Below are 26,641 nucleotides of genomic sequence, written 5' to 3'. Positions count from 1 at the left end.
CAGAGATGACAACGGAGGAACCGAGATGTCACAAGATCCTTTCCAGGAACGCGAAGCTGAAAAATACGCGAATCCCATCCCTAGTCGGGAATTTATCCTCGAACATTTAACCAAACGAGAAAAACCGGCCAGCCGTGATGAGCTGGCGGTAGAACTGCACATTGAAGGCGAAGAGCAGCTTGAAGGCCTGCGTCGCCGCCTGCGCGCGATGGAGCGCGATGGTCAACTGGTCTTCACTCGCCGTCAGTGCTATGCGCTGCCGGAACGCCTCGACCTGGTGAAAGGTACCGTTATTGGCCACCGTGATGGCTACGGCTTTCTGCGGGTTGAAGGACGTAAAGATGATTTGTATCTCTCCAGTGAGCAGATGAAAACCTGCATTCATGGCGATCAGGTGCTGGCGCAGCCGCTGGGCGCTGACCGTAAAGGTCGTCGTGAAGCGCGTATTGTTCGCGTACTGGTGCCAAAAACCAGCCAGATTGTTGGTCGCTACTTTACCGAAGCGGGCGTCGGCTTTGTGGTTCCTGACGACAGCCGTCTGAGCTTCGATATCTTAATCCCGCCCGATCAGATCATGGGCGCGCGGATGGGCTTTGTGGTGGTTGTTGAACTGACCCAACGCCCGACTCGCCGTACCAAAGCGGTGGGTAAAATCGTCGAAGTGCTGGGCGACAATATGGGCACCGGCATGGCGGTTGATATCGCTCTGCGTACCCATGAAATTCCGTATATCTGGCCGCAGGCTGTTGAGCAACAGGTTGCCGGGCTGAAAGAAGAAGTGCCGGAAGAAGCAAAAGCGGGTCGTGTCGATCTGCGCGATTTACCGCTGGTCACCATTGATGGCGAAGACGCCCGTGACTTTGACGATGCAGTTTACTGCGAGAAAAAACGCGGCGGCGGTTGGCGTTTATGGGTCGCGATTGCCGACGTCAGCTACTATGTGCGTCCGCCAACACCGCTGGACAGCGAAGCGCGTAACCGTGGTACGTCTGTGTATTTCCCTTCGCAGGTTATCCCGATGCTGCCGGAAGTGCTCTCTAACGGCCTGTGCTCGCTCAACCCGCAGGTAGACCGCCTGTGTATGGTGTGCGAGATGACAATTTCGTCGAAAGGCCGCCTGACTGGCTACAAATTCTATGAAGCGGTGATGAGCTCTCACGCGCGTCTGACCTACACCAAAGTCTGGCATATTCTGCAGGGCGATCAGGATCTGCGCGAGCAGTACGCGCCGCTGGTTAAGCATCTCGAAGAGTTGCATAACCTCTATAAAGTGCTAGATAAAGCCCGTGAAGAACGCGGTGGGATCTCATTTGAGAGCGAAGAAGCGAAGTTCATTTTCAACGCTGAACGCCGTATTGAGCGTATCGAACAGACCCAACGGAACGACGCACACAAGTTAATTGAAGAGTGCATGATTCTGGCGAATATCTCGGCGGCGCGTTTCGTTGAGAAAGCCAAAGAACCGGCATTGTTCCGTATTCACGATAAGCCGAGCACCGAAGCGATAACTTCTTTCCGTTCAGTGCTGGCGGAGCTGGGGCTGGAACTGCCGGGCGGTAACAAGCCGGAACCGCGTGACTACGCGGAGCTGCTGGAGTCGGTTGCCGATCGTCCTGATGCAGAAATGCTGCAAACCATGCTGCTACGCTCGATGAAACAGGCGATTTACGATCCGGAAAACCGTGGTCACTTCGGTCTGGCATTGCAGTCCTATGCGCACTTCACTTCGCCGATTCGTCGTTATCCTGACCTGACGCTGCACCGCGCCATTAAGTATCTGCTGGCGAAAGAGCAGGGGCATCAGGGCAACACCACTGAAACCGGCGGCTACCATTATTCGATGGAAGAGATGCTGCAACTGGGTCAGCACTGTTCGATGGCGGAACGTCGTGCCGACGAAGCAACGCGCGATGTGGCTGACTGGCTGAAGTGTGATTTTATGCTCGACCAGGTGGGCAACGTCTTTAAAGGCGTTATTGCCAGCGTCACCGGCTTTGGTTTCTTTGTTCGACTCGACGACCTGTTCATTGATGGTCTGGTCCACGTCTCTTCGCTGGACAATGACTACTATCGCTTTGATCAGGTGGGTCAACGGCTGATGGGCGAATCCAGCGGCCAGACTTATCGCCTGGGCGATCGCGTGGAAGTTCGCGTCGAAGCAGTTAATATGGACGAGCGCAAAATCGACTTTAGCCTGATCTCCAGCGAACGCGCACCGCGCAACGTCGGTAAAACGGCGCGCGAGAAAGCGAAAAAAGGCGATGCAGGCAAAAAAGGCGGCAAGCGTCGTCAGGTCGGTAAAAAGGTAAACTTTGAGCCAGACAGTGCCTTCCGTGGCGAGAAAAAACCGAAGCCGAAAGCGGCGAAGAAAGATGCGAGAAAAGCGAAAAAGCCATCGGCTAAAACGCAGAAAATAGCCGCAGCGACCAAAGCGAAGCGTGCGGCGAAGAAAAAAGTGGCAGAGTGATCATTACCCTCTTCAAACAGAAGAGGGTTAGATTGCTGACAAAATGCGCTTTGTTCATGCCGGATGCGGTGTGAACGCCTTATCCGGCCTACATAATCACGCAAATTCAATATATTGCAGGGACCATGTAGGCTGGATAAATGTAGTGCATCAGGCAAAACGTAAACAACGAGTACATTAATGAGCGAAATGATTTACGGCATCCACGCAGTGCAGGCCCTGCTGGAGCGCGCCCCTGAACGTTTTCAGGAAGTCTTTATTTTAAAAGGCCGTGAAGATAAACGTCTGTTACCGCTGATTCACGCCCTTGAGTCCCAGGGCGTGGTTATCCAGCTGGCAAACCGCCAATATCTCGATGAGAAAAGCGACGGTGCCGTGCATCAGGGCATTATCGCCCGTGTGAAACCAGGACGGCAGTATCAGGAAAACGATCTGCCGGATCTGATCGCTTCGCTCGATCAACCATTCCTGCTGATCCTCGACGGTGTAACCGATCCGCACAACCTCGGCGCGTGCCTGCGTAGCGCGGACGCCGCTGGCGTTCATGCGGTGATTGTGCCGAAAGATCGCTCCGCACAGCTCAACGCCACGGCGAAAAAAGTAGCCTGCGGCGCGGCAGAAAGCGTTCCGCTGATTCGGGTGACTAACCTTGCGCGCACCATGCGTATGTTGCAGGAAGAGAACATCTGGATCGTCGGTACGGCAGGTGAGGCGGATCATACGCTCTATCAGAGCAAAATGACCGGAAGCCTGGCGCTGGTGATGGGCGCGGAAGGTGAAGGTATGCGTCGCCTGACTCGTGAACATTGCGATGAGTTGATCAGCATCCCAATGGCAGGAAGTGTTTCTTCGCTGAACGTTTCGGTTGCGACCGGAATTTGCTTATTTGAAGCGGTTCGCCAGCGCAGCTAATCCCTCTGATTTAAGAAAAACCATCCAGATTTGGATGGTTTTTTTTTATCTATAGCTGGTAAGATAATTACGCTCTATAAATATTCACCTTATTAATAATTAAATTTTATATATATGGAATAATATATGATATGGAATCCGTTGGCGCTGGCGACAGCGTTACAAGCTGTACCTAAACAAAATATTGATGTAACAAATAGTGAAAATGCATTAATTATTAAAATGAATGATTACGGCGATTTGCAAATCAATGTTCTTTTTACTTCTCGCCAGATGATTATCGAAACATTTATTTGTCCGGTAAGCTATATCAATAATCCAAATGAATTTAATACATTCCTTTTAAGAAATCAGAAAATTATGCCGTTATCATCGGTGGGGATCTCCAGCGTGCAACAGGAAGAGTATTACATTGTTTTTGGGGCGTTATCGCTTAAATCTTCTCTTGAAGATATCCTGCTTGAGATAACCTCGCTGGTAGATAATGCATTGGATCTGGCTGAAATTACAGAAGAATATTCACATTAATTACAAGGACGGGTATTTATGGGAATTTTAAAAAGTTTATTTACGCTGGGGAAATCGTTTATCTCCCAGGCGGAAGAATCCATTGAAGAAACCCAGGGCGTGCGCATGCTGGAACAACATATTCGGGACGCCAAAGCTGAACTGGATAAAGCCGGAAAATCTCGCGTCGATCTGCTGGCGCGGGTGAAATTAAGTAACGATAAGCTGAAAGATTTACGCGAGCGTAAAACCAGTCTGGAAGCCCGTGCGCTGGAAGCATTAAGCAAGAACGTTAACCCATCGTTAATTAACGAAGTCGCCGAAGAAATTGCGCGCCTTGAGAATCTTATTACCGCTGAAGAACAGGTGTTGTCGAATCTGGAAGTCTCCCGCGATGGTGTGGAAAAAGCCGTTACGGCAACGGCACAGCGTATTTCCCAGTTTGAGCAACAAATGGAAGTCGTTAAAGCGACTGAAGCCATGCAGCGTGCGCAGCAGGCCGTAACGACCTCGACCGTTGGCGCCTCTTCCAGCGTTTCGACAGCGGCAGAGTCATTAAAACGCCTGCAAACGCGTCAGGCTGAACGTCAGGCTCGACTGGATGCCGCCGCACAGCTGGAAAAAGTCGCAGACGGTCGCGACCTTGACGAGAAGCTGGCGGAAGCCGGAATTGGCGGCACCAATAAAAGCAGCGCCCAGGATGTGCTGGCAAGACTGCAACGCCAACAGGGCGAGTAATTTTTTTGCCAGCCTCACTAAAAGGCTGGCTGCTAATTTAAGGATAAAATATGTCTGGTTTTTTCCAGCGCCTGTTTGGTCAGGTTGATAAGCCTGCTATTACTCGCGGTCCGCTGGGACTCCATCTCAATAGTGGCTTTACGCTCGACACATTAGCGTTTCGTTTACTGGAAGATGAATTGCTGATTGCGTTGCCAGGGGAAGAATACACAGTGGCCGCCGTCAGCCACATCGATCTGGGCGGCGGTAGCCAGATTTTCCGCTACTACACTTCGGGCGATGAATTTCTGCAAATCAATACTACTGGCGGCGAAGATATTGATGACATTGATGATATCAAGCTCTTTGTCTACGAAGAGAGCTACGGCATCAGCAAAGAGAGTTACTGGCGCGAGGCGATCAACGCCAAAGCGATGGGGGCGGTGACCTTAAACTGGCAGGAAAAATGCTGGCAGAGATTTTTTAACAGCGAAGAACCGGGAAATATTGAACCCGTCTACATGCTGGAAAAAGTAGAAAATCAAAACCATGCCAAATGGGAAGTGCATAATTTTACCATGGGCTACCAACGGCAAGTGACCGAAGATACTTACGAATATTTGCTTTTAAATGGTGAGGAATCTTTTAACGATCTCGGCGAGCCGGAGTGGCTATTTTCGCGCGCTCTGGGTGTCGATATCCCACTGACATCACTTCATATTATTGGTTAATTACAGGGACGTTTATAATGCATATACTGGATTCACTCCTTGCTTTTAGCGCCTATTTTTTTATCGGCGTGGCGATGGTAATTGTTTTTCTTTTTATCTATTCCAAAATTACTCCGCATAATGAATGGCAGTTGATCAAGAATAATAACACTGCGGCGTCGCTGGCGTTCAGCGGTACATTGTTGGGCTACGTGATCCCGTTATCCAGTGCGGCAATCAATGCGGTGAGTATTCCAGATTATTTTGCCTGGGGCGGAATCGCACTGGTGATTCAGTTACTCGTTTTTGCTGGCGTCAGACTTTATATGCCGGCATTAAGCGATAAAATTATTAATCACAACACTGCGGCAGGAATGTTTATGGGAACCGCCGCGCTGGCTGGCGGTATTTTTAACGCAGCTTGTATGACATGGTAATGGACGATCATGGCCAGAAAACGCAAATCAAGAAATAACAGTAAAATTGGTCACGGAGCGATCAGTCGCATTGGTAGACCCAATAATCCTTTTGAGCCGCGTCGCAATCGCTACGCACAAAAATATCTGACCCTGGCGATTATGGGCGGCGCAGTTTTTTTAGTGATCAAAGGATGGAGTGAAAGTAGCGATGTCGATAACGACGGTGACGGAACGTTTTATTCGACAGTGCAGGATTGTATTGATGACGGTAATAATGCAGACATTTGCGCGCGTGGCTGGAATAACGCCAAAGCGGCATTTTATGCCGATGTTCCGAAGAATATGACTCAGCAGAATTGTCAGTCTAAGTACGAAAATTGCTACTACGACAATGTTGAACAGAGTTGGATCCCGGTAATATCTGGATTTTTGTTAAGCCGGGTTATTCGTAAAGATCGCGATGAGCAGTTTGTTTATAACAGCGGTGGATCCTCATTTGCTTCCCGCCCCGTCTGGCGCAACACTTCCGGTGATTACTCCTGGCGCTCCGGTTCTGGCAAAAAAGAGTCTTATTCCACGGGCGGCTTTACCACCAAAAAAGCGTCTACCGTTTCGCGCGGCGGCTATGGTCGTTCTTCCAGCGCCCGTGGGCATTGGGGAGGCTAATCATGCTGAGACACAACGTTCCTGTGCGGCGGGAGCTGGACCGGATTGCCGCCGATAACGGATTTGACTTTCATATCATCGACAATGAAATCTATTGGGATGAGAGTCGGGCTTACCGCTTTACCTTGCGCCAGATTGAAGAGCAGATCGAAAAACCGACTGCGGAACTGCATCAGATGTGCCTTGAGGTGGTGGATCGCGCGGTTAAAGATGAAGAGATCCTGACGCAACTGGCGATTCCGCCGTTGTACTGGGATGTGATCGCCGAAAGCTGGCGCGCACGCGATCCTTCGCTGTATGGCCGTATGGATTTTGCCTGGTGTGGTAATGCGCCGGTTAAGTTGCTGGAGTACAACGCCGATACGCCAACTTCACTGTACGAGTCGGCTTATTTCCAGTGGTTGTGGCTGGAAGATGCCCGGCGCAGCGGTGTTATTCCGCGTGATGCCGATCAGTACAATGCCATTCAGGAGCGCCTGATTTCACGCTTTAGCGAGCTTTATAGCCGGGAGCCGTTTTATTTTTGCTGCTGTCAGGACACCGACGAAGACAGGAGTACTGTGCTGTACTTGCAGGACTGCGCTCAGCAGGCAGGACAGGAGTCGCGGTTTATCTACATTGAAGATCTCGGTTTGGGCGTCGGCGGTGTACTGACCGATCTTGATGATAATGTCATCCAGCGTGCATTTAAGCTGTACCCGCTGGAGTGGATGATGCGTGACGATAACGGTCCGCTGCTGCGCAAGCGTCGTGAGCAGTGGGTGGAGCCGTTATGGAAAAGTATCTTGAGTAACAAAGGGCTAATGCCGCTGCTTTGGCGCTTCTTTCCTGGTCATCCTAATCTTCTGGCGTCCTGGTTTGAGGGCGAAAAACCGCAGATCGCCGCTGGCGAAAGCTATGTGCGTAAACCGATCTACTCACGCGAGGGCGGTAACGTCACCATTTTCGACGGTCAGAATAACGTCGTTGACCACGCTGACGGTGATTACGCCGATGAACCGATGATCTATCAGGCGTTTCAACCGCTACCGCGATTTGGCGATAGTTACACGCTGATTGGTAGCTGGATTGTCGATGATGAAGCGTGTGGTATGGGGATTCGTGAAGATAACACGCTGATCACTAAAGACACTTCGCGTTTTGTTCCGCACTACATTGCGGGTTAAGAATGTTTTAGCAATCTCTTTCTGTCAGGAATCCGTGGCAGTGACCATACTAATGGTGACTGCCATTGATGGAGGGAGACACAGTGCACTGGCAAACTCACACTGTTTTTAATCAACCTATACCCTTAAATAACAGCAATTTATACCTGTCTGATGGCGCGCTCTGCGAAGCGGTAACGCGCGAAGGCGCTGGTTGGGATAGCGATTTTCTCGCCAGTATTGGTCAGCAACTCGGAACGGCAGAATCCCTTGAACTGGGGCGGCTGGCGAATGTAAACCCACCTGAACTGTTGCGCTACGATGCCCAGGGGCGACGTCTGGACGATGTCCGTTTCCATCCCGCATGGCACCTGCTGATGCAGGCGTTATGTACCAATCGGGTACACAACCTGGCCTGGGAAGAAGATGCTCGCTCCGGCGCATTTGTGGCGCGGGCGGCGCGTTTTATGTTGCACGCACAGGTTGAGGCCGGGTCATTATGCCCGATAACCATGACCTTTGCCGCCACGCCATTGCTGTTACAGATGTTACCCGCGCCGTTTCAGGACTGGACCACGCCGCTGTTGAGCGATCGCTACGATTCTCACTTATTGCCAGGTGGGCAAAAACGCGGTTTGTTGATTGGCATGGGAATGACGGAAAAGCAGGGCGGTTCCGATGTCATGAGCAACACCACCCGTGCAGAGCGTCTGGAAGATGGCTCTTATCGGCTGGTGGGGCATAAATGGTTTTTCTCGGTGCCACAAAGCGACGCGCATCTGGTGCTGGCACAGACCACGGGCGGTTTGTCCTGCTTTTTTGTGCCGCGATTTTTGCCTGACGGGCAACGCAACGCGATTCGACTGGAGCGCCTGAAAGATAAGCTGGGTAATCGTTCCAATGCCAGTTGCGAAGTGGAGTTTCAGGATGCCATTGGCTGGTTGTTGGGTCAGGAAGGGGAAGGGATTCGCCTGATTCTGAAAATGGGCGGGATGACGCGTTTTGATTGTGCTCTGGGTAGCCATGCCATGATGCGTCGCGCGTTCTCGCTGGCGATTTATCACGCTCATCAACGCCATGTATTTGGTAATCCGTTAATCGAACAGCCCCTTATGCGCCATGTCTTAAGTCGCATGGCGCTTCAGCTTGAAGGGCAAACAGCGTTGTTGTTTCGTTTGGCGCGGGCGTGGGATCGGCGTGCCGATGCCAAAGAAGCCCTGTGGGCGCGTTTATTTACGCCAGCGGCGAAATTTGTTACCTGCAAACGTGGCATTCCGTTTGTGGCTGAAGCGATGGAGGTGCTGGGCGGTATTGGCTATTGCGAAGAGAGCGAACTACCGCGACTTTATCGGGAGATGCCAGTGAACAGCATCTGGGAAGGCTCTGGCAATATTATGTGCCTCGATGTGCTGCGCGTTCTTAATAAGCAAGCGGGCGTCTACGATTTGCTGTCGGAAGCGTTTATGGAAGTGAAAGGGCAAGATCGTTATTTTGATCGCGCGGTTCGTCGCTTACAACAGCAACTGCGCAAACCGGCTGAAGAATTGGGACGGGAGATAACACATCAATTATTTTTGCTGGGCTGCGGCGCGCAAATGTTGAAATATGCTTCTCCGCCAATGGCGCAGGCGTGGTGTCAGGTGATGTTAAATACGCGCGGTGGCGTGCGGTTGTCAGAGCAGATCCAGAATGATTTATTGCTGCGGGCGACGGGGGGAGTGTGTTTGTAAGCGTATACGACGGATGCGACGCTGGTTTCGATTAACTAAATGAAATATGTGAAAATTGTAGGCCGGACAAGGCGCTCGCGCCGCATCCGGCATTGTTCATTTGCTGTAGATGACACTCACGCATACAGTATCGCCTGTACACGCCAGTTATCGGGCTGCTGGTCTTCATACATGGTAATAATGCGATACCATGATGCCCCTTGTTCATCGGCCTTTAACGCCACGATACGTTCCACGTCCTGCGGATCCCCTGAAATATTGCTAACCGAGATCTGACCTATTTCATTCAGGCCCGTCACGCAGTCAGCACTGGCGAATTCTGCAGACTGTGCCGTGGCGCTCGCAGGGCAAGTCACTAATTGCAGCGAGGGTGAGGCAAGTAATTGTTTCATCGTCAGCTCCATTTTTCGTTTCCCCACATGTGGCAGGGCATTCCATCGCGGTAATAAACGCCCGAGCTTCCCGCCGGTAATTTATTGTGCACAGGTAAACGCATAGGGACGCAAAGCAATGTAAAGCTGGCTGTATAAGTTGTCTGATTTATTTACGGTATATACTCGTCATACTTCAAGTTGCATGTGCTGCGTCTGCGTTCACTCACCCCAGTCACTTACTTATGTAAGCTCCTGGGGATTCACTCGCTTGTCGCCTTCCTGCAACTCGAATTATTTAGAGTATAAAATGGCTTGTGAATACCACTGTCCTGTCACGATGGTTTCATCCACCATTACGACAACGTAATAATCAGCTTTTGCAGCGACAGCTTTCGCTCTGATTTCTGCTAATGCGTCATCCGGAGAGCCCCGTACCATCGTGCTTACGCTACCTATTCGCTGTAACCCTTGTGTCTGGTCGCGGCGAATCTCTTGCGGATGGTCCGTTACTGGCGGTGCTGGCTGTGGCGTACCTTGCAGTGCGCTACAGGCGCTTAGCATCAACACCAATAATAAACTGGCAAACCGATAAATAACGCTATTACGTTTCCTGCTAACCATAGTGTAGTGCCTTATTTATTTAACTTGAGGGGAATGTTCCCGAATTGTTACCTGGTACGCGATTTTCGAATGAAAACGTTGTGAAAGCGTAATCCACATCTCAACATTATGAACTAATACGGTCAGCAGAAACTTGTGCTAAGGATTTCTTCATGTCATACCAGACTCAAAGGAGAAAAAGATGATTGAATTAGAATCACGTGTGTTGGCTGATATTCCCGTTCTTCACGCTTATCCCGTAGGGCAAAAAGAAATCCCGTTACCGTGTGTGATTTTTTATCACGGATTTACTTCATCCAGCCTGGTTTATAGCTATTTTGCCGTCGCGCTGGCGCAGGCGGGTTTGCGGGTGATCATGCCGGATGCGCCCAATCACGGTAGCCGTTTTAGTGGCGACGCAGCGCGGCGTTTAAATCAATTCTGGCAAATCTTGCTACAAAGTATGCAGGAATTCACTACGTTACGTGCGGCAATAGCTAAAGAAAACTGGCTGCTTGATGAACGCCTGGCAGTTGGTGGCGCGTCAATGGGCGCAATGACCGCGCTGGGGATTACCGCTCGCCACCCCACGGTGAAATGTACCGCCAGCATGATGGGGTCTGGCTATTTTACATCGCTCGCCCGTTCACTGTTTCCACCGCTGATACCTGAAACGGCAGCACAGCAGAATGAATTCAATAACATTGTCGCGCCGCTGGCAGAGTGGGAAGCGACAAACCATCTGACAGAGTTGGGGAACAGACCGCTGCTCTTATGGCATGGCCTTGACGATGACGTCGTGCCTGCCGACGAATCACTACGTTTGCAGCAGGCCTTAAGCGAGACGGGACGAGATAAACAGTTAACCTGTTCATGGCAGCCTGGCGTACGCCACCGTATTACACCCGAGGCGTTAGATGCTGCAGTGACGTTTTTCCACCAGCATCTTTAAACACGCAGAATGCTGACCCCTTGCGCTTCCAGCTGTTGCAGGATCTCTGGGTTAGCATTTTTGCCGGTGATCAGCATATCGATTTGATCGGCGCGGCTAAAGAGCATCCCCGCACGTTCACCAATCTTACTGCTATCGACCAGCACTACCAGTTTCCCTACCACGCTCAACATCTTCTGCTCTGCCATTGCCGTCAGCATATCGGTTTTATATAACCCTTCTGCGGTCAGCCCTTTGCCGCTGGTAAACATCCAGTGCCCGGCATAGAGACTGTTTTCGCTGCCCTGTGGGCTTAAGGTGATGGACTGACTTTTGTTGTACTGCCCGCCCATGATGATCACGCTGTCATGTTCCTGATCGATCAGATAGTTTGCCAGCGGGAGATAATTAGTGATGATTTGCACCGGTTTGCCACACATTTCCCGGCCGAGCAGAAATGCGGTAGAGCCGCAGTTGATGACCACGCTTTCGCCCGGATTAACCAACTGCGAGGCCGCTTTAGCGATACGTACTTTTTCATCGTGATTCTGCGCCTGATGCAGATTCATCGGCGTCCATCGCGGGCGCTGCTGGGTAATCGCTTCAGCGCCGTTGCGCACTTTCTTCAGTTTGCCGCTTTCGTCGAGTTTATTGATATCGCGTCGCGCAGTGGCAGGCGAAATTCCCAGACGCTCAACGACTTTCTCCACGGTCACAAAGCCCAATTGTGCGAGCATTTCCAGGAGGATTTGATGTCTTTGTGCTTCAGTCATGAGCTATTCCGATAAAATTTGATTTTTTTAGATGATATTTGAAATAGCCAGGAAATACTACGCCGGATAGCGCGAACAGATCCACGCTACCCGGTATCAACGACAGATTACAGGAACGATTTGAACGGCAGATCCGGTTCAATGGTGAAGCAATCGTCAAAACCACGCGGATAGTGATACTCGAAGTTATCTTTATCCAACGGCCAGGTAAACTTGCCACCGACCTGCCAGATAAACGGCTTAAAGCCATACTTCAGACGATCTTTTTTCATCTCCCACAGTACGCGGATTTCCTGCGGATCGGCCTGGAAGTTTGACCAGATATCATGGTGGAACGGGATAACTACTTTCGCATTCAACGCTTCGCCCATACGCAGCATATCGGCGCTGGTCATTTTGTCGGTAATACCGCGTGGGTTCTCACCGTACGATCCTAACGCCACGTCGATCTGATGCTCGTTGCCATGTTTTGCATAGTAGTTAGAGTAGTGGGAATCGCCGCTGTGATACAGGGAACCGCCCGGTGTTTTGAACAGATAGTTTACTGCGCGATCGTCCATGCCGTCTGGCAGCACGCCAGCCGCTTTTTGATCCGCTGGTAGGGTGATCAGTGCAGTACGGTCGAACGCGTCAAGGGCATGAATTTCAATGTCTTTCACTTTTACCACATCGCCTGGTTTGACCACGATGCAGCGCTCTTTTGGTACTCCCCAGCCAATCCATAAATCCACGCAGGTTTTCGGTCCGATAAACGGTACGTCATCAGCACAGTTCTGCATCACGGCAGCAGCGACGTTGACGTCGATATGATCGTTGTGATCGTGAGTTGCCAGTACCGCGTCGATCTGGCGAATCGCAAACGGATCAAGAACAAACGGGGTAGTACGCAGGTTTGGCTGCAGTTTCTTCACGCCAGCCATGCGCTGCATCTGGTGACCCTGTTTCATCAGCGGGTTACCGTGACTTTGTTTGCCAGTACCGCACCAGAAATCAACGCAAACGTTGGTGCCACCTTCCGATTTCAGCCAGATCCCAGTACAACCGAGCCACCACATCGCGAATGTACCAGGAGCTACCTGCTCTTGTTCAATTTCTTCATTCAGCCAGCTACCCCACTCCGGGAAAGTGCTCAGGATCCAGGATTCACGGGTGATACTTTTCACTTTACTCATCGCCATTTACCTTCATGATGTTCAGTTTTAATCAATATGTGATTGGTTTTGATTAATCCTGACACTATTTTTTCAGGAAGGCAATGACCATTTTTTGACTTTTTGCCAGGGGAGTTGTTGTGGATTTTGAGTGTGGAAAGATTTAATGGAATGTGTAATTCATTTAACTGAATGAATTTAAATGAGTAATTGTTTCTTTGCATGAATCCCACTCTATCAATGTGGAATTATTTGCGTGCCGCGTCACATTTAATCATAAATAATCTTGTTGTGATTACTTTTGAAAATTAGAGTGAATGCACAACATTCCGGGTGTGCGGAATACCCGGTTACCTCTTCTTCAGGAGATCGTTATGGAGATCCTCTACAACATCTTTACCGTGTTTTTTAACCAGGTCATGACCAATGCCCCGTTGTTGCTGGGTATTGTGACCTGCCTGGGCTACATCCTACTGCGCAAAAGTGTCAGCGTTATTATTAAAGGGACGATTAAAACCATTATTGGTTTCATGTTGTTGCAGGCAGGGTCCGGCATCCTGACCAGCACCTTCAAACCGGTGGTGGCGAAAATGTCGGAAGTCTACGGTATCAACGGTGCGATTTCAGATACTTACGCTTCGATGATGGCCACTATCGAGCGCATGGGCGATGCCTATAGCTGGGTAGGGTACGCGGTGCTGCTGGCACTGGCGCTGAACATTTGTTACGTGCTGCTGCGTCGTATTACCGGTATTCGCACCATCATGCTGACCGGCCACATTATGTTTCAGCAGGCGGGGCTGATTGCCGTCACGCTGTTCATCTTTGGCTACTCCATGTGGACCACCATTATCTGCACGGCGATTCTGGTTTCGCTCTACTGGGGCATTACCTCCAACATGATGTACAAGCCGACTCAGGAAGTGACGGATGGCTGCGGTTTCTCCATCGGTCACCAGCAGCAGTTTGCATCATGGATTGCTTATAAAGTCGCGCCGTTCCTGGGCAAAAAAGATGAGAGCGTTGAAGACCTCAAACTGCCTGGCTGGCTGAACATTTTCCACGACAACATCGTCTCCACGGCGATTGTCATGACCATCTTCTTTGGCGCCATTCTGCTCTCCTTCGGTATCGACACCGTGCAGGCGATGGCAGGCAAAGTGCACTGGACGGTCTACATCCTGCAAACCGGTTTCTCCTTTGCGGTGGCGATCTTCATCATTACTCAGGGCGTGCGCATGTTTGTGGCGGAACTCTCTGAAGCATTTAACGGTATCTCCCAGCGTCTGATCCCTGGTGCGGTTCTGGCGATTGACTGTGCGGCTATCTATAGCTTCGCGCCGAACGCCGTGGTCTGGGGCTTTATGTGGGGCACCATCGGTCAGCTGATTGCGGTTGGTATCCTGGTCGCCTGCGGTTCCTCGATCCTGATTATCCCTGGCTTTATCCCGATGTTCTTCTCCAACGCCACCATCGGCGTGTTCGCTAACCACTTCGGCGGCTGGCGTGCGGCGCTGAAGATTTGTCTGGTGATGGGGATGATCGAAATCTTTGGTTGCGTCTGGGCGGTGAAACTCACCGGTATGAGTGCCTGGATGGGTATGGCGGACTGGTCGATTCTGGCACCGCCGATGATGCAGGGCTTCTTCTCCATCGGTATCGCCTTTATGGCCGTCATCATTGTAATTGCACTGGCTTATATGTTCTTCGCTGGCCGCGCACTGCGCGCAGAAGAAGATGCAGAAAAACAACTGGCAGAACAGTCTGCTTAATAAGGAGTTTTGATTATGACCGTACGTATTCTGGCTGTGTGTGGCAACGGACAAGGCAGTTCCATGATCATGAAAATGAAAGTGGACCAGTTTTTAACCCAATCAAACATTGACCACACGGTAAATAGCTGCGCGGTTGGCGAATACAAAAGCGAGTTGAGCGGCGCGGATATCATCATCGCTTCTACGCACATTGCGGGCGAAATCACCGTGACCGGCAACAAATACGTGGTTGGCGTGCGCAATATGCTCTCTCCTGCCGACTTTGGCCCGAAACTGCTGGAAGTGATCAAAGAGCATTTCCCGCAGGACGTGAAGTAAGGACGCGCCATGAAATTACGTGATTCGCTGGCGGAGAATAAATCCATCCGCCTGCAGGCTGAAGCTGAGACATGGCAGGACGCAGTAAAAATCGGCGTTGACCTGCTGGTGGCGGCGGATGTTGTCGAGCCGCGTTACTACCAGGCGATTCTGGATGCGGTTGAACAGCACGGCCCGTACTTTGTGCTCGCACCAGGCCTGGCAATGCCGCACGGTCGCCCGGAAGAGGGCGTTAAGAAAACCGGTTTTGCGCTGGTGACGCTGAAAAAGCCGCTGGAGTTCAACCACGAAGATAACGATCCGGTGGATATCCTCATCACTATGGCGGCGGTTGATGCCAACACTCACCAGGAAGTGGGCATCATGCAGATCGTCAACCTGTTTGAAGATGAAGAGAATTTCGACCGTTTACGCGCCTGCCGTACTGAGCAGGAAGTACTGGATCTCATTGACCGCACCAACGCGGCAGCTTAAGAAGGAATTGAACATGTCATTACCGATGTTGCAGGTCGCGCTGGACAACCAGACTATGGATAGCGCCTACGAAACCACTCGCCTGATTGCCGAAGAAGTCGACATTATCGAAGTGGGTACCATTCTGTGCGTGGGCGAAGGCGTGCGTGCGGTTCGTGACCTGAAAGCGCTTTACCCGCACAAAATCGTACTGGCTGACGCCAAAATTGCCGATGCGGGCAAAATTCTTTCTCGCATGTGCTTCGAAGCCAACGCTGACTGGGTGACCGTGATTTGCTGTGCGGATATCAACACCGCCAAAGGCGCGCTGGACGTAGCAAAAGAGTTTAACGGCGACGTACAGATCGAACTGACCGGCTACTGGACCTGGGAACAGGCGCAGCAGTGGCGCGATGCAGGTATTGGGCAGGTGGTTTATCACCGCAGCCGTGACGCGCAGGCCGCAGGCGTGGCGTGGAGCGAAGCAGATATCACCGCGATCAAACGTCTTTCCGATATGGGCTTTAAAGTCACCGTCACTGGTGGCCTGGCGCTGGAAGATCTGCCGCTGTTCAAAGGTATTCCGATTCATGTGTTTATCGCGGGTCGCAGCATCCGTGATGCCGCTTCTCCAGTGGAAGCCGCGCGTCAGTTCAAACGTTCCATCGCCGAACTGTGGGGCTAAGGAGCGGATATGTTGTCCAAACAGATCCCGCTTGGCATCTATGAGAAAGCGCTCCCCGCCGGGGAGTGCTGGCTGGAACGGCTGCAACTGGCAAAAACGCTGGGCTTCGATTTTGTCGAGATGTCGGTAGATGAAACGGACGATCGCCTGTCGCGCCTCGACTGGAGCCGCGAGCAGCGTCTGGCGCTGGTGAATGCGATTGTTGAAACCGGCGTGCGCGTGCCGTCCATGTGCCTTTCGGCCCATCGTCGTTTCCCGCTGGGCAGCGAAGATGACGCGGTGCGGGCGCAGGGGCTGGAGATTATGCGCAAAGCTATCCAGTTCGCCCAGGACGTTGGCATTCGCGTGATCCAGCTGGCGGGCTATGACGTTTACTATCAGGAAGCCAATAACGAAACGCGTCGTCGTTTCCGTGACGGGCTGAAAGAGAGTGTTGAGATGGCGAGCCGCGCGCAGGTGACGCTGGCAATGGAGATCATGGATTACCCATTGATGAACTCCATCAGCAAGGCGCTGGGCTACGCGCACTATCTCAACAACCCGTGGTTCCAGCTCTACCCGGATATCGGCAACCTGTCGGCGTGGGACAACGATGTGCAGATGGAATTGCAGGCCGGAATCGGGCATATCGTCGCGGTGCATGTGAAAGACACCAAACCAGGCGTCTTCAAAAACGTGCCTTTTGGTGAAGGCGTAGTGGATTTCGAACGTTGCTTCGAAACGCTCAAACAAAGTGGCTATTGCGGGCCGTACCTGATTGAGATGTGGAGCGAAACGGCGGAAGACCCGGCGGCAGAAGTGGCGAAAGCGCGCGATTGGGTGAAAGCGCGCATGGCCAAAGCAGGCATGGTGGAGGCGGCATAATGCAAAAGCTGAAACAGCAGGTGTTTGAAGCCAATATGGATCTGCCGCGCTACGGGCTGGTGACCTTTACCTGGGGCAACGTCAGCGCCATTGACCGCGAACGCGGGCTGGTGGTGATCAAGCCCAGCGGCGTCGCCTACGAAACCATGAAAGCGGCCGATATGGTGGTGGTTGATATGAGCGGCAAGGTGGTGGAAGGGGCGTATCGCCCATCTTCCGACACCGCGACGCATCTCGAACTCTACCGTCGTTACCCGTCGCTCGGCGGCATTGTCCATACCCACTCCACTCATGCCACCGCATGGGCGCAGGCGGGGCTGGCGATCCCGGCGTTAGGCACCACGCATGCCGACTACTTCTTTGGTGATATCCCGTGTACGCGCGGATTAAGCGAAGAAGAGGTGCAAGGCGAATACGAGCTAAACACAGGCAAAGTGATTATCGAAACGCTGGGTGACGCTGAGCCGCTGCATACGCCGGGAATTGTGGTGTATCAGCACGGACCGTTCGCCTGGGGGAAAGGTGCCCACGACGCGGTGCATAACGCGGTGGTGATGGAAGAAGTGGCGAAAATGGCGTGGATTGCGCGCAGTATTAACCCACAACTCAATCACATCGACAGCTTCCTGATGAATAAACACTTCATGCGTAAGCACGGTCCCAACGCCTATTACGGGCAGAAGTAAAACATGCGCTGCGGAAATTTCCTTCTTCGGGAGATAACTGGTCTGATTCCGCAGCCGTTTTTCAAAAAAATGCCCCCGGAGAAGGGGGCAAAGCAAACTATGGCAATGTTTCGTTGGTTATACCTGGTGCTAGCGATAAATATCCGCGCTGGCGTGCATATTGCCGTTACTCCCCGGTTCTCGCATCAGAATCACGTGGTAGTACGTTGCGCCTTGCGCATCTGTCTCTTCATTCAGTGCCTGGCGAGCTTCACTTTCAGTGGCGAAGTTATGGTTGATATAAATCACGCCTAAGCTCTGTACGTCGTCCATATTTCTGGCCTGGTGGTTATTAATTTCAATGGCTGCCCATGTATTTGCACTTAGCAAAAGCACAGCCAGAAGGGCTAAAACACGACTGAACATAGATACCTCCTCGACGGCTGACTTTGTGTGCTCTCCTCTGTGATGATCTTCTGATTTAATTTTAATCAATGATAAAGAAGTTGATGGTGACCATTTCTGATGCAGTTGTTCGAAAAAACACTGTGACGGAATGTGATGAACTTCAAATCAGCGAGTTAGTTCTTTTGCGCGAAAGATGAGATTTATTTGTCGGCTGGCCTTGAGTTTAGCGGGGCATACAAGTACTATAACGCGTCATTTTTCAGCCGACCTTTAACACGTTCCTTGCCTCCCCGGGATTCGGCTGACCCAGACAGGAGGCTGAATAATCCGTAAGGAGCAATTCGATGCGTCATTACGAAATCGTTTTTATGGTCCATCCTGACCAGAGCGAACAGGTTCCGGGCATGATCGAGCGCTACACTGCTGCCATCACTGGTGCAGAAGGTAAGATCCACCGTCTGGAAGACTGGGGCCGCCGTCAGCTGGCTTACCCGATCAACAAACTGCACAAAGCACACTACGTTCTGATGAACGTTGAAGCTCCGCAGGAAGTGATCGATGAGCTGGAAACTACCTTCCGCTTCAACGATGCCGTTATCCGCAGCATGGTTATGCGTACCAAGCACGCTGTTACCGAAGCATCTCCGATGGTTAAAGCGAAAGACGAGCGCCGTGAGCGTCGCGATGATTTCGCAAACGAAACCGCAGATGATGCTGAAGCTGGGGATTCTGAAGAGTAATTTCTGATGACCAACCGTCTGGTGTTGTCCGGCACCGTGTGCAGGACTCCCCTTCGAAAGGTCAGTCCATCAGGAATTCCTCACTGCCAGTTCGTGCTTGAGCATCGTTCTGTGCAGGAGGAAGCCGGTTTTCACCGGCAGGCGTGGTGCCAAATGCCCGTTATTGTTAGCGGACACGAAAACCAGGCCATTACTCACAGTATAACGGTCGGCAGTCGCATAACCGTTCAGGGGTTCATTTCATGCCACAAGGCAAAGAACGGACTGAGCAAAATGGTTTTGCATGCCGAGCAGATTGAATTGATAGATTCTGGAGACTAGCCATATGGCACGTTATTTCCGTCGTCGCAAGTTCTGCCGTTTCACCGCGGAAGGCGTTCAAGAGATCGACTATAAAGATATCGCTACGCTGAAAAACTACATCACCGAAAGCGGTAAGATTGTCCCAAGCCGTATCACCGGTACCCGTGCAAAATACCAGCGTCAGCTGGCTCGCGCTATCAAACGCGCTCGCTACCTGTCCCTGCTGCCGTACACTGATCGCCATCAGTAATCGGTCACGGTCCATTAATACGACTTTGAGAGGATAAGGTAATGCAAGTTATTCTGCTTGATAAAGTAGCAAACCTGGGTAGCCTGGGTGATCAGGTAAACGTTAAAGCGGGCTATGCTCGTAACTTCCTGGTACCGCAGGGTAAAGCTGTTCCAGCTACCAAGAAAAACATTGAATTCTTCGAAGCACGTCGCGCTGAACTGGAAGCTAAACTGGCTGAAGTTCTGGCAGCAGCTAATGCTCGCGCTGAGAAAATCAATGCACTGGAAACTGTTACCATCGCGTCTAAAGCTGGCGACGAAGGTAAACTGTTCGGTTCCATCGGTACTCGCGACATCGCTGACGCTGTAACTGCAGCTGGCGTTGAAGTGGCTAAGAGCGAAGTTCGTCTGCCGAACGGCGTTCTGCGTACCACTGGCGAACACGAAGTGAGCTTCCAGGTTCACAGCGAAGTATTCGCGAAAGTGATCGTAAACGTAGTAGCTGAATAATTCGTTATTCAACGAGACGTAAAAACGCCGACCTTGTGTCGGCGTTTTGCTTTTGTAGCGAGCACTTGCAGATATCGATAAGGGCCACAATAAGCAGCCCCATGAAGATAATTACTTAGCCGCCTGAATGTCAGCCAGCATTGGGGCAAGGGCAGGGTTATCCTTAGCAAAGGCTGCGTACATCGGCTGCACTTTCTCGATAAACGGAGCTTTATCAACCTGGTAGACTTTCACGCCCATTTTATCCAGTTTAGCGAATTCTTTTTTCTCTTCCTCGCTCCACAAGTCTTTCATGTAGCTCATTGATTCTTTCGCTGCTTTTAATATAACTGACTGATTTTCTGGGCTAAGTTTATCAAACGCAGCATTGCTCATCAGAACCACATCGGGAACCATAGTGTGTTCGTCAAGGCTGAAGGATTTTGCCACTTCACCGTGACGCATGGTGGTCAGCGCCATCACACTGTTTTCTGCCATATCAACCACACCTTGCTGTAAGGCTGTATACAGCTCGCCGTAATCCAGTGGCGTCGGGTTACCGCCCATGACTTTGATCATTTCAACTGCGCCAGGACTTGGCTGAACACGGACTTTCATGCCTTTCAGATCGTCTGGTTTCAGCACAGGTTTATTGCCGTAGAAGCTGCGGGCGCCTCCATCATAGAACGTCAGACCGAAATAACCTTTGTTTTTTGTTGAGTCGAGGATTTTCCTTCCGATATCGCCCTGCATGACCTGATAATAATGATCACGATCGCGGAACAAATAAGGCAGGCTAAATAATTTATAAGAATTTTCAAATGCTTCCATTTCTGCCGCATTGGTTTTAACCAGTGGAATAGCGCCAGAACGAATCAGCTCCATTGTTTCTCGTTGAGTACCCAATGTTCCATTTGGGTAAATACGAATAGTAATATCACCGTTAGAGTACTCTTTGCTCTTTTTCGCAAAGAACTCCATCGCTTTATGAACAGGATGTGATTTATCCTGATTATGGCTAAGTTTTAACGTAACTGCCCAGGACTGGCCTGCAGATAACATAAGAACAGCACCGATAATGCCAGCGGATACTTTTATTTTCATAGATATTCCTTTTCTAATAAATATGGCGGCAGGTGCCGCCAGTGAATGCATATCAGTAGCCCAGTGCTCTTGGCAATGCCATACTGATTTGCGGAATATAGGTCACCATTGCCAGCACTAATACCATCACGGCATAGAAGGGCAGCATAGGTTTGATAATTTTGTTGATTGGTAATTTAGATACACTACAGCCAACAAACAGCACACTGCCTACTGGTGGAGTACAAATACCGATACACATGTTCAGTACCATGACAATACCAAAGTGAATCGGGTCCATGCCCAACTCGGTGACGACGGGTAAAAATATCGGGGTGAAAATCAGTACCGCTGGCGTCATATCCATAAATGTGCCAATGATCAACAAGATAATATTGATAATAAGCAGGATTACTATTGGATTATCAGAAATGGTATTGAGCAAATCGAGGATCAGGAATGGTACGTCAGCGTTGGACATAGCCCATGACATGCCCATTGAAGAGCCGATCAATAACAAAACAATTGCTGTGGTAATCACTGATTCCAGAAATATTTTAGGTAAATCCTTAACTGATATTTCACGATAGAGAACCAGCGCGAGGAAAAGAGTATAAATTACCGCAATTGCCGAAGCTTCGGTTGGGGTAAAAATACCGCTTAGTACGCCACCCATAATTAACACAATCAGGAAAATGCTGGGGATCGCCATCCATATAGCCACTCCAGCCTGGCGCAAAGTCGGACGTTCTGGTTTGGGGTATCCGCGACGTACCGCGATAATACCGGCGACGACCATCAGCGCCAGGCCCAGTAAAATTCCCGGAACATACCCTGCCAGGAACAGTGCAGCAATAGACGTACCGCCGCTGACCAGTGAATAGACTATCAGTGTATTGCTTGGTGGAATAAGCAAACCAGTGGGGGCTGAGGCAACGTTAACCGCAGTGCTAAATGCCGGATCATAGCCCTCTTTCACTTGCTGTGGATGCATGACTCCGCCCATCGCCGCCGCCGAACCAGAAATTGCCCCGAACAGCATATTGGCAAGAATATTACAGTGAGCAAGTGAGCCTGGCAGACGACCGCCAAGAATTCGGGCAAAGTTAATTAGCCTTCGCGCTATTCCTCCGTGATTCATAATGTTGCCAGACAAGATAAAAAATGGGATTGCCAACAACGTAAAACTATCTAACCCGGAGGCTAACTTTTGGGAAACCACACTCAATGCTGAGTTGAAATCGAGTTGTGTGGAAATTGATGCCAGTGTCGATAAACCAATGGCATAAACAATAGGTACACCTAATGCCAACATAAAAAAGAAGGCACCAAATAACACAATAATAGGTAACCAGTAATCCATAATTTCTCCATTCCTACTATGGTTGGTTGTTGTTTGTTATCTTTAGAGTGGTTGTTTAAGTTCGGTTAAAACCATATCTATGGTGTATATGATAATAAGTACACCACTAATCGGGATGCTCATATAGATATATCCCATCTGCCAGCCTAAAGCGGGTGAGGTTTGACCTGAATCGAATGTGTCCATCGTTAATAGCCCACCACCATATACCATAATGATGGTAGCGAAGATAATAACGATAATCTGAATACACAAAAATAAATGACGTCGGGCTTTTCCTTTCAGCATCATAGGTAGCAGGTCAATCGCCAGATGCCGGTTTTGCCCTGCGGTGTACGCACCACCAAAAAGTCCAAGACAAATAAAGAGCAAACGGCTGAGTTCATCTGTAAAAATACTGGGACTATTAAATATAAATCGTGCAGCCACCTGCCATGTCACACATGCCACAATGATCGCCAAAATGGTAATATTCAATGTTGCAAGCAGAGCATTAATAGATCTAATTATATTTCGCATAGTGATTAACCTTTGCAATATCATTCATCCTGTGGCTGGTAAATTGTCCCATTAAGAAAGTCAGGCCAATTTTTTTCAAACCAGATGCTGTGGATAATGGGAAACTCACGAACAGTAGTATTTCTGACTTGAAATGCACCGTTGCAATAATGAATGAGTAACTTATTCTTTTTATCCTCTATACGCTCTGAACGAAAGCGCCATGCATCACAAAAACCATTTCGTGTTTGTGGGATAGAATTACCGGCTTCATCCATAACCATCCGCGCCCCGCGACTACCGCCACCTGCATCAATATAATGCGTCAACTGTGTCAATACCGCGGCAGAGGTCAGTGCCATATGCCGCCACATAAATAGCTCGGCAATTTCGCCTACGTGGTTGATGGTCAAACCGTGTTGCTGCACAAATTCACTCAACAGCAGGGCGTCGCGGGTGGCGTGGCGAACTTTATCGGCATGACAAATAAATCCAGCATAATCAGACATTCGTGCCTGGATTTTTTCTTTCGCCGTTGTCAGCGTCATTCCGTTCTCGTTAGCCAGCGCCTGAGTGATGAGCTCTCTAACAGTAGACAACGGCGAGGCTGCCAGCTTTGCAATATCTCCATTAACAGACTGCTTTTGGGTGCAACCAATAAAACGCGCCAGGCGCACGGCAAAAACCTGTCCGGCATTCAGTGCCGCGCCGCCAGGCCGGGTAACGCCGTGAGTTCCGGTAACTTCTCCCACCGCGAAGCAACCGGGCAGTGAGGTTTGCCCCCAGATATCCACTTCTATACCGCCATTCATATGCTGATTATTCATGGCAAACTGCAGAGGCTGCGCGGTGAGATCGTAACCGTGCATCTTATACAGCGAGATAGAGAGCGGATTCATCCGTTGCAGACGTTCGATGGGCGATTGCGCCAGGGCGCCATTATTTTCCAGATACGCATGAACGTCGGCATCCAGCCGCTCTAATGAGAACGGCAAATCACCAGGTACGGCTTCAGGATTGCGATTGAAATCCATAAAAACCTGGCGACCACGTTGCTGTTCCTGCGCCACCGCCATATCCAGCAAGCTTGAACCAAAATCCATCACCCGCGTGGCATGGAACGGCCACTGATAGCCCTTACGGAAGATGTTTGAAGCCAGTTCCTGGGTAGTGCGATAGTAATCTGCAAGGAAGTTATACTCGTTGCCCTCAGCATCCACAGAATAGATATACGGGATCACCTGTACATAGGTGCCAGACAAATTCCACGGAAAGGTGCAGCGCGGCGTGCCAATACCAAACTGGCTTTCTGTCAGATTGGTTAGCGTCAAACCTTCTTCCAGTGCCAGTCCCAGCGAGCCGAAGCATTTATGTGGATAAACACTGTCGCGATAAAGTTCGCCCGGTCCGCCCGTTGCCAGTACCACATTGGGCGTAGTCACAATGGCCAGCCCCCAGGGGTTATGGGCGCGGGAACCGGTTGCGAGAATAGCCCCCGCAACGCGATCTTCGCCATTCTCTCCGCACTGATGCAGGAGCTTAATCACCGTTGCACTGGTCAGTAGTGGAATGGCAAGACGCTGCACTTCCTCCAGTAATACTTTCACCATCAGACGAGAAGTGCGCGGCCCACAAGAAGTTGCGCGCCCGGCTTCGTCATGATCGGTCTGATAACGGAGAATTGCGCCATAGCGGTCCTCTGGTAATTCCAGACCAAGATATTGCAGGCCGCCGAGGGTATGCAGAGAACCGACCGCCTCGACATAAGCGGTGTCGTGATCCATTGCGCCACTGCTCGCCAGTGCTTCCGCCAGTTTGGCGAAATTGTCGCCGTTGCCCGCAGTGGCAGCGGTAAACAGTGTTTGTTTATCGGAACCAGAGCATGCCGACGTTCCCATATATAACCCGGCGGTGGCGATCAGCACATTTTGCTGACGACGTTTTAGCTCAACTGCCGCACGTAATCCTGCTGCGCCGCTACCAACGACCAGCGCATCAACTTGCCAGATCGGGTAATCAACATCCTCAACGGTGACAATTGACGTTGGTTCTGCTGACACAAACCCCTTCGGGAAAGTGACGTGCGTCAGCGCATCGAGGATGGTGTCATCAAGCTGACTCATGCATCCTCCATTGGCGTAAACAGGCTGCTTTCCATCAGACGTGGTTGCCTGATAATCGGGCGGAAGGCCATGAACGGCAGAATGTCGCGCTCAATCTCCACGCCCGGTGCGATCTCAATTAATTCAACGCCTTCTGCCGTTAACTGGAATACCGCGCGTTCAGTGATATACAGCACCTCCTGACCGCTTTGCTGTGCGTACGCGGCGCTAAAGGTAATTTTTTCTACCTGGGTAACCAGTTTAGGGATTTGACCTGACTGGGCGATATGCAAGCCATCTGGCGTTACATCGATTTTGCTGCCTTTGGCGTCGAACGTGCCGCAGAACACCACTTTACGGGCGTTTTGCGCAATTTCGAGAAATCCGCCGGGGCCAATGAGATTGCCATTGAGATGCGAGACGTTGACGTTACCGTGCTGATCCATCTCTCCCATACCGAGGAAGGTGATATCGATCCCGCCGCCACTGTAGAACTCAAATTGATCGAGTGATGGAATAATGGCGTCGGCGTTACGGGCGCAGCCGAAAAACGCATCATCCAGCATCATACCGTTATGCACGCCTTGCTCGACGCTCAGCCATAAACTTTGGTAAGGAACGCCTTCGCGCAGCGCAACCCCAGGAATGCCGCCGGGAATGCCAAAGCCAAAGTTGGTTGAAGCGCCAGCCACCAGTTCGCGAGCTGCCCGACGGGCAATCAGGCGACGTACCGGATGACTAACCAGTTCAATAGCGTCGTTAGAACTCAGACGGCGATGTTGGCCGCTAATGGTCAGGTCGTAACCGCCAAGATAGGTTTGCGGTTGTTCGCGGTGTTCAACGATGCCATCAACCAGAATCCCCGGCAGCTTGACCCGACGTGGTTCAAGTGCGCCTGCTTCCAGTACGTCGCGCACCTGTACGAACACTTTGCCGCCGCTGTTGTGTGCTGCCAGCGCCATCGAATAGCTATCCATATCAATCGCCTCTTCTTCAAGGCTGACGTTGCCACGCGGATCGGCATAAGTGCCGCGCAAAATGGCATAGTCCACTTTGAAAGGGCGATAGCGGAGTTTGGTTTCACCATCAATTTCAATCAGTTCTACCAGATCGTCGGTGGTGCAAGCGTTCGACTTACCGCCGCCATTGCGCGGATCAACAAACGATCCCAACCCTACGTGGGTAAAAAGTCCCGGACGTCCGGCACCGATCTCCCGTAGCAACGCCTGAATCACGCCACCAGGAAAGCAGTAGGCTTCAATGGCATTGTTTTTCACCAGTTCCTGCATTTTGGGCGACCAGGTAAAGTGTCCGGCAATTATGCGTTTGAGCATTTCGGCATGAGCGAAGCGATTGGTTCCTTTGCTGTCGCGATCGCCAATACCCAGCGAGTGGATTAGTGTCAGATCGCGCGGGTGTCCGGTTTGCAGAAAACGAGCTTCAATGGCTGCCATAATATGGTCGGCTTCCACCATGCCGCCGCCGTTACCGCTAATGGCAATGGTTGCGCCGTCCTGAATTTGCGCCGCCAGTGCCTCGGCGGTTGTTATCTTACGCATACA

The 26,641-nt window shown here is 50.9% G+C and carries 30 protein-coding genes; 20 read left to right on the top strand and 10 right to left on the bottom strand.

Translation table 11 applies throughout. From position 1 onward, the window contains the following. Nucleotides 1–25 precede the first annotated feature (25 nt). The 9 genes from rnr to D9736_RS06355 all read left to right on the top strand — a co-directional run bounded on the left by rnr (nt 26) and on the right by D9736_RS06355 (nt 9,273). Entirely contained in the window at nt 26–2,467 is a 2,442-nt protein-coding gene (gene rnr / locus D9736_RS06395) for a ribonuclease R (RefSeq protein WP_130216725.1), read from the top strand. A gap of 180 nt (nt 2,468–2,647) precedes the next feature. After that, on the top strand, nt 2,648–3,379 hold the full coding sequence (gene rlmB / locus D9736_RS06390; protein ID WP_130257946.1) for a 23S rRNA (guanosine(2251)-2'-O)-methyltransferase RlmB: 732 nt from the start codon (nt 2,648–2,650) through the stop codon (nt 3,377–3,379). 126 nt (nt 3,380–3,505) lie between these two features. Further along, nucleotides 3,506–3,907 carry a DUF2170 family protein gene (locus D9736_RS06385; protein ID WP_130205993.1) on the top strand — a complete coding sequence of 134 codons (402 nt, stop codon included), beginning with the start codon at nt 3,506–3,508 and terminating at the stop codon, nt 3,905–3,907. Between the two features lie 18 nt (nt 3,908–3,925). Next, a complete protein-coding gene (locus D9736_RS06380; protein ID WP_130216723.1) occupies nt 3,926–4,624 on the top strand; it encodes a PspA/IM30 family protein in 699 nt (232 codons plus the stop codon). 50 nt (nt 4,625–4,674) lie between these two features. After that, a complete protein-coding gene (locus D9736_RS06375; RefSeq protein WP_130257945.1) occupies nt 4,675–5,334 on the top strand; it encodes a YjfK family protein in 660 nt (219 codons plus the stop codon). A gap of 17 nt (nt 5,335–5,351) precedes the next feature. After that, nucleotides 5,352–5,750 carry a DUF350 domain-containing protein gene (locus tag D9736_RS06370; protein WP_064525800.1) on the top strand — a complete coding sequence of 133 codons (399 nt, stop codon included), beginning with the start codon at nt 5,352–5,354 and terminating at the stop codon, nt 5,748–5,750. A 9-nt stretch (nt 5,751–5,759) separates the two neighbouring features. Next, a complete protein-coding gene (locus tag D9736_RS06365; protein WP_130216719.1) occupies nt 5,760–6,398 on the top strand; it encodes a DUF1190 domain-containing protein in 639 nt (212 codons plus the stop codon). Nucleotides 6,399–6,400: 2 nt separating this feature from the next. After that, the gene (locus tag D9736_RS06360; RefSeq protein ID WP_130257944.1) at nt 6,401–7,564 is read left to right on the top strand and encodes a glutathionylspermidine synthase family protein; all 1,164 of its coding nucleotides are present in this window, start codon (nt 6,401–6,403) and stop codon (nt 7,562–7,564) included. 83 nt (nt 7,565–7,647) lie between these two features. Then, nucleotides 7,648–9,273 (top strand): isovaleryl-CoA dehydrogenase, encoded by a 1,626-nt coding sequence (locus D9736_RS06355; protein ID WP_130257943.1) that lies wholly within the window; start codon nt 7,648–7,650, stop codon nt 9,271–9,273. Nucleotides 9,274–9,389: 116 nt separating this feature from the next. Here the strand turns inward: D9736_RS06355 and yjfN are convergent, their stop codons facing one another. Both yjfN and bsmA read right to left on the bottom strand, forming a co-directional pair. Continuing rightward, complete coding sequence (yjfN, locus tag D9736_RS06350) at nt 9,390–9,665, bottom strand: DUF1471 family protease activator YjfN (protein ID WP_001517630.1); 276 nt, start codon at nt 9,663–9,665, stop codon at nt 9,390–9,392. A 273-nt stretch (nt 9,666–9,938) separates the two neighbouring features. Next, entirely contained in the window at nt 9,939–10,268 is a 330-nt protein-coding gene (gene bsmA / locus D9736_RS06345; protein ID WP_064525807.1) for a biofilm peroxide resistance protein BsmA, read from the bottom strand. Nucleotides 10,269–10,449: 181 nt separating this feature from the next. On the opposite strand from bsmA, the gene yjfP reads away from it, so the two are divergent. Beyond that, nucleotides 10,450–11,199, top strand: a complete 750-nt coding sequence (yjfP, locus tag D9736_RS06340; RefSeq protein ID WP_130257942.1) for an esterase — start codon at nt 10,450–10,452, stop codon at nt 11,197–11,199. Here yjfP and ulaR read toward each other — a convergent pair. Beyond that, a complete protein-coding gene (ulaR, locus tag D9736_RS06335) occupies nt 11,196–11,951 on the bottom strand; it encodes an HTH-type transcriptional regulator UlaR (protein WP_000133631.1) in 756 nt (251 codons plus the stop codon). The genes yjfP and ulaR overlap by 4 nt on opposite strands. 107 nt (nt 11,952–12,058) lie before the next feature. Next, on the bottom strand, nt 12,059–13,123 hold the full coding sequence (gene ulaG, locus D9736_RS06330; RefSeq protein WP_001295191.1) for an L-ascorbate 6-phosphate lactonase: 1,065 nt from the start codon (nt 13,121–13,123) through the stop codon (nt 12,059–12,061). Nucleotides 13,124–13,476: 353 nt separating this feature from the next. Here ulaG and ulaA point away from each other — a divergent pair, with 353 nt between their 5' ends. The 6 genes from ulaA to ulaF are packed head-to-tail and all read left to right on the top strand — an operon-like array spanning nt 13,477 to nt 17,883. After that, nucleotides 13,477–14,874, top strand: coding sequence for a PTS ascorbate transporter subunit IIC (gene ulaA / locus D9736_RS06325; RefSeq protein WP_130257941.1), 1,398 nt, complete (start codon nt 13,477–13,479; stop codon nt 14,872–14,874). Nucleotides 14,875–14,889: 15 nt separating this feature from the next. Further along, nucleotides 14,890–15,195 carry a PTS ascorbate transporter subunit IIB gene (ulaB, locus tag D9736_RS06320; RefSeq protein WP_000218362.1) on the top strand — a complete coding sequence of 102 codons (306 nt, stop codon included), beginning with the start codon at nt 14,890–14,892 and terminating at the stop codon, nt 15,193–15,195. A gap of 9 nt (nt 15,196–15,204) precedes the next feature. Then, on the top strand, nt 15,205–15,669 hold the full coding sequence (gene ulaC / locus D9736_RS06315) for a PTS ascorbate transporter subunit IIA (protein WP_000776505.1): 465 nt from the start codon (nt 15,205–15,207) through the stop codon (nt 15,667–15,669). Between the two features lie 13 nt (nt 15,670–15,682). Next, entirely contained in the window at nt 15,683–16,333 is a 651-nt protein-coding gene (ulaD, locus tag D9736_RS06310; RefSeq protein ID WP_130257940.1) for a 3-keto-L-gulonate-6-phosphate decarboxylase UlaD, read from the top strand. A gap of 9 nt (nt 16,334–16,342) precedes the next feature. Next, nucleotides 16,343–17,197, top strand: a complete 855-nt coding sequence (gene ulaE / locus D9736_RS06305; RefSeq protein ID WP_000949498.1) for an L-ribulose-5-phosphate 3-epimerase UlaE — start codon at nt 16,343–16,345, stop codon at nt 17,195–17,197. Beyond that, nucleotides 17,197–17,883: an L-ribulose-5-phosphate 4-epimerase UlaF gene (gene ulaF, locus D9736_RS06300; RefSeq protein ID WP_130257939.1), complete on the top strand. Its 687-nt coding sequence runs from the start codon at nt 17,197–17,199 to the stop codon at nt 17,881–17,883. Before ulaE ends, ulaF begins: the two co-directional genes overlap by 1 nt. 129 nt (nt 17,884–18,012) lie before the next feature. On the opposite strand, the gene yjfY is transcribed toward ulaF, so the two are convergent. Continuing rightward, nucleotides 18,013–18,288: a DUF1471 family protein YjfY gene (gene yjfY / locus D9736_RS06295; RefSeq protein ID WP_000492914.1), complete on the bottom strand. Its 276-nt coding sequence runs from the start codon at nt 18,286–18,288 to the stop codon at nt 18,013–18,015. Between the two features lie 326 nt (nt 18,289–18,614). Between yjfY and rpsF the strand changes: the two genes are divergently transcribed. The 4 genes from rpsF to rplI are packed head-to-tail and all read left to right on the top strand — an operon-like array spanning nt 18,615 to nt 20,054. Continuing rightward, nucleotides 18,615–19,010, top strand: coding sequence for a 30S ribosomal protein S6 (gene rpsF / locus D9736_RS06290; RefSeq protein ID WP_001216676.1), 396 nt, complete (start codon nt 18,615–18,617; stop codon nt 19,008–19,010). Between the two features lie 6 nt (nt 19,011–19,016). After that, a complete protein-coding gene (priB, locus tag D9736_RS06285) occupies nt 19,017–19,331 on the top strand; it encodes a primosomal replication protein N (RefSeq protein WP_001296681.1) in 315 nt (104 codons plus the stop codon). 4 nt (nt 19,332–19,335) lie between these two features. Further along, nucleotides 19,336–19,563: a 30S ribosomal protein S18 gene (gene rpsR, locus D9736_RS06280; RefSeq protein ID WP_000135199.1), complete on the top strand. Its 228-nt coding sequence runs from the start codon at nt 19,336–19,338 to the stop codon at nt 19,561–19,563. Between the two features lie 41 nt (nt 19,564–19,604). Further along, nucleotides 19,605–20,054 carry a 50S ribosomal protein L9 gene (gene rplI, locus D9736_RS06275; RefSeq protein ID WP_001196062.1) on the top strand — a complete coding sequence of 150 codons (450 nt, stop codon included), beginning with the start codon at nt 19,605–19,607 and terminating at the stop codon, nt 20,052–20,054. Nucleotides 20,055–20,165: 111 nt separating this feature from the next. On the opposite strand, the gene D9736_RS06270 is transcribed toward rplI, so the two are convergent. The 5 genes from D9736_RS06270 to D9736_RS06250 are packed head-to-tail and all read right to left on the bottom strand — an operon-like array spanning nt 20,166 to nt 26,638. Next, complete coding sequence (locus D9736_RS06270) at nt 20,166–21,137, bottom strand: TRAP transporter substrate-binding protein (RefSeq protein ID WP_130257938.1); 972 nt, start codon at nt 21,135–21,137, stop codon at nt 20,166–20,168. A 52-nt stretch (nt 21,138–21,189) separates the two neighbouring features. After that, nucleotides 21,190–22,479, bottom strand: coding sequence for a TRAP transporter large permease (locus tag D9736_RS06265; RefSeq protein WP_130257937.1), 1,290 nt, complete (start codon nt 22,477–22,479; stop codon nt 21,190–21,192). A gap of 42 nt (nt 22,480–22,521) precedes the next feature. After that, nucleotides 22,522–22,998 (bottom strand): TRAP transporter small permease, encoded by a 477-nt coding sequence (locus D9736_RS06260; RefSeq protein WP_130216701.1) that lies wholly within the window; start codon nt 22,996–22,998, stop codon nt 22,522–22,524. A 20-nt stretch (nt 22,999–23,018) separates the two neighbouring features. After that, nucleotides 23,019–25,100 carry an FAD-binding protein gene (locus D9736_RS06255; protein ID WP_130257936.1) on the bottom strand — a complete coding sequence of 694 codons (2,082 nt, stop codon included), beginning with the start codon at nt 25,098–25,100 and terminating at the stop codon, nt 23,019–23,021. Continuing rightward, a complete protein-coding gene (locus D9736_RS06250) occupies nt 25,097–26,638 on the bottom strand; it encodes a CoA-transferase (protein WP_130257935.1) in 1,542 nt (513 codons plus the stop codon). The genes D9736_RS06255 and D9736_RS06250 overlap by 4 nt, the downstream gene beginning before the upstream one ends. Nucleotides 26,639–26,641: the final 3 nt, after the last annotated feature.

Source organism: Escherichia sp. E10V10 (assembly GCF_004211985.1).
Lineage (GTDB): Bacteria > Pseudomonadota > Gammaproteobacteria > Enterobacterales > Enterobacteriaceae > Escherichia.
This window is presented reverse-complemented; position numbering and strand designations above follow the sequence as displayed.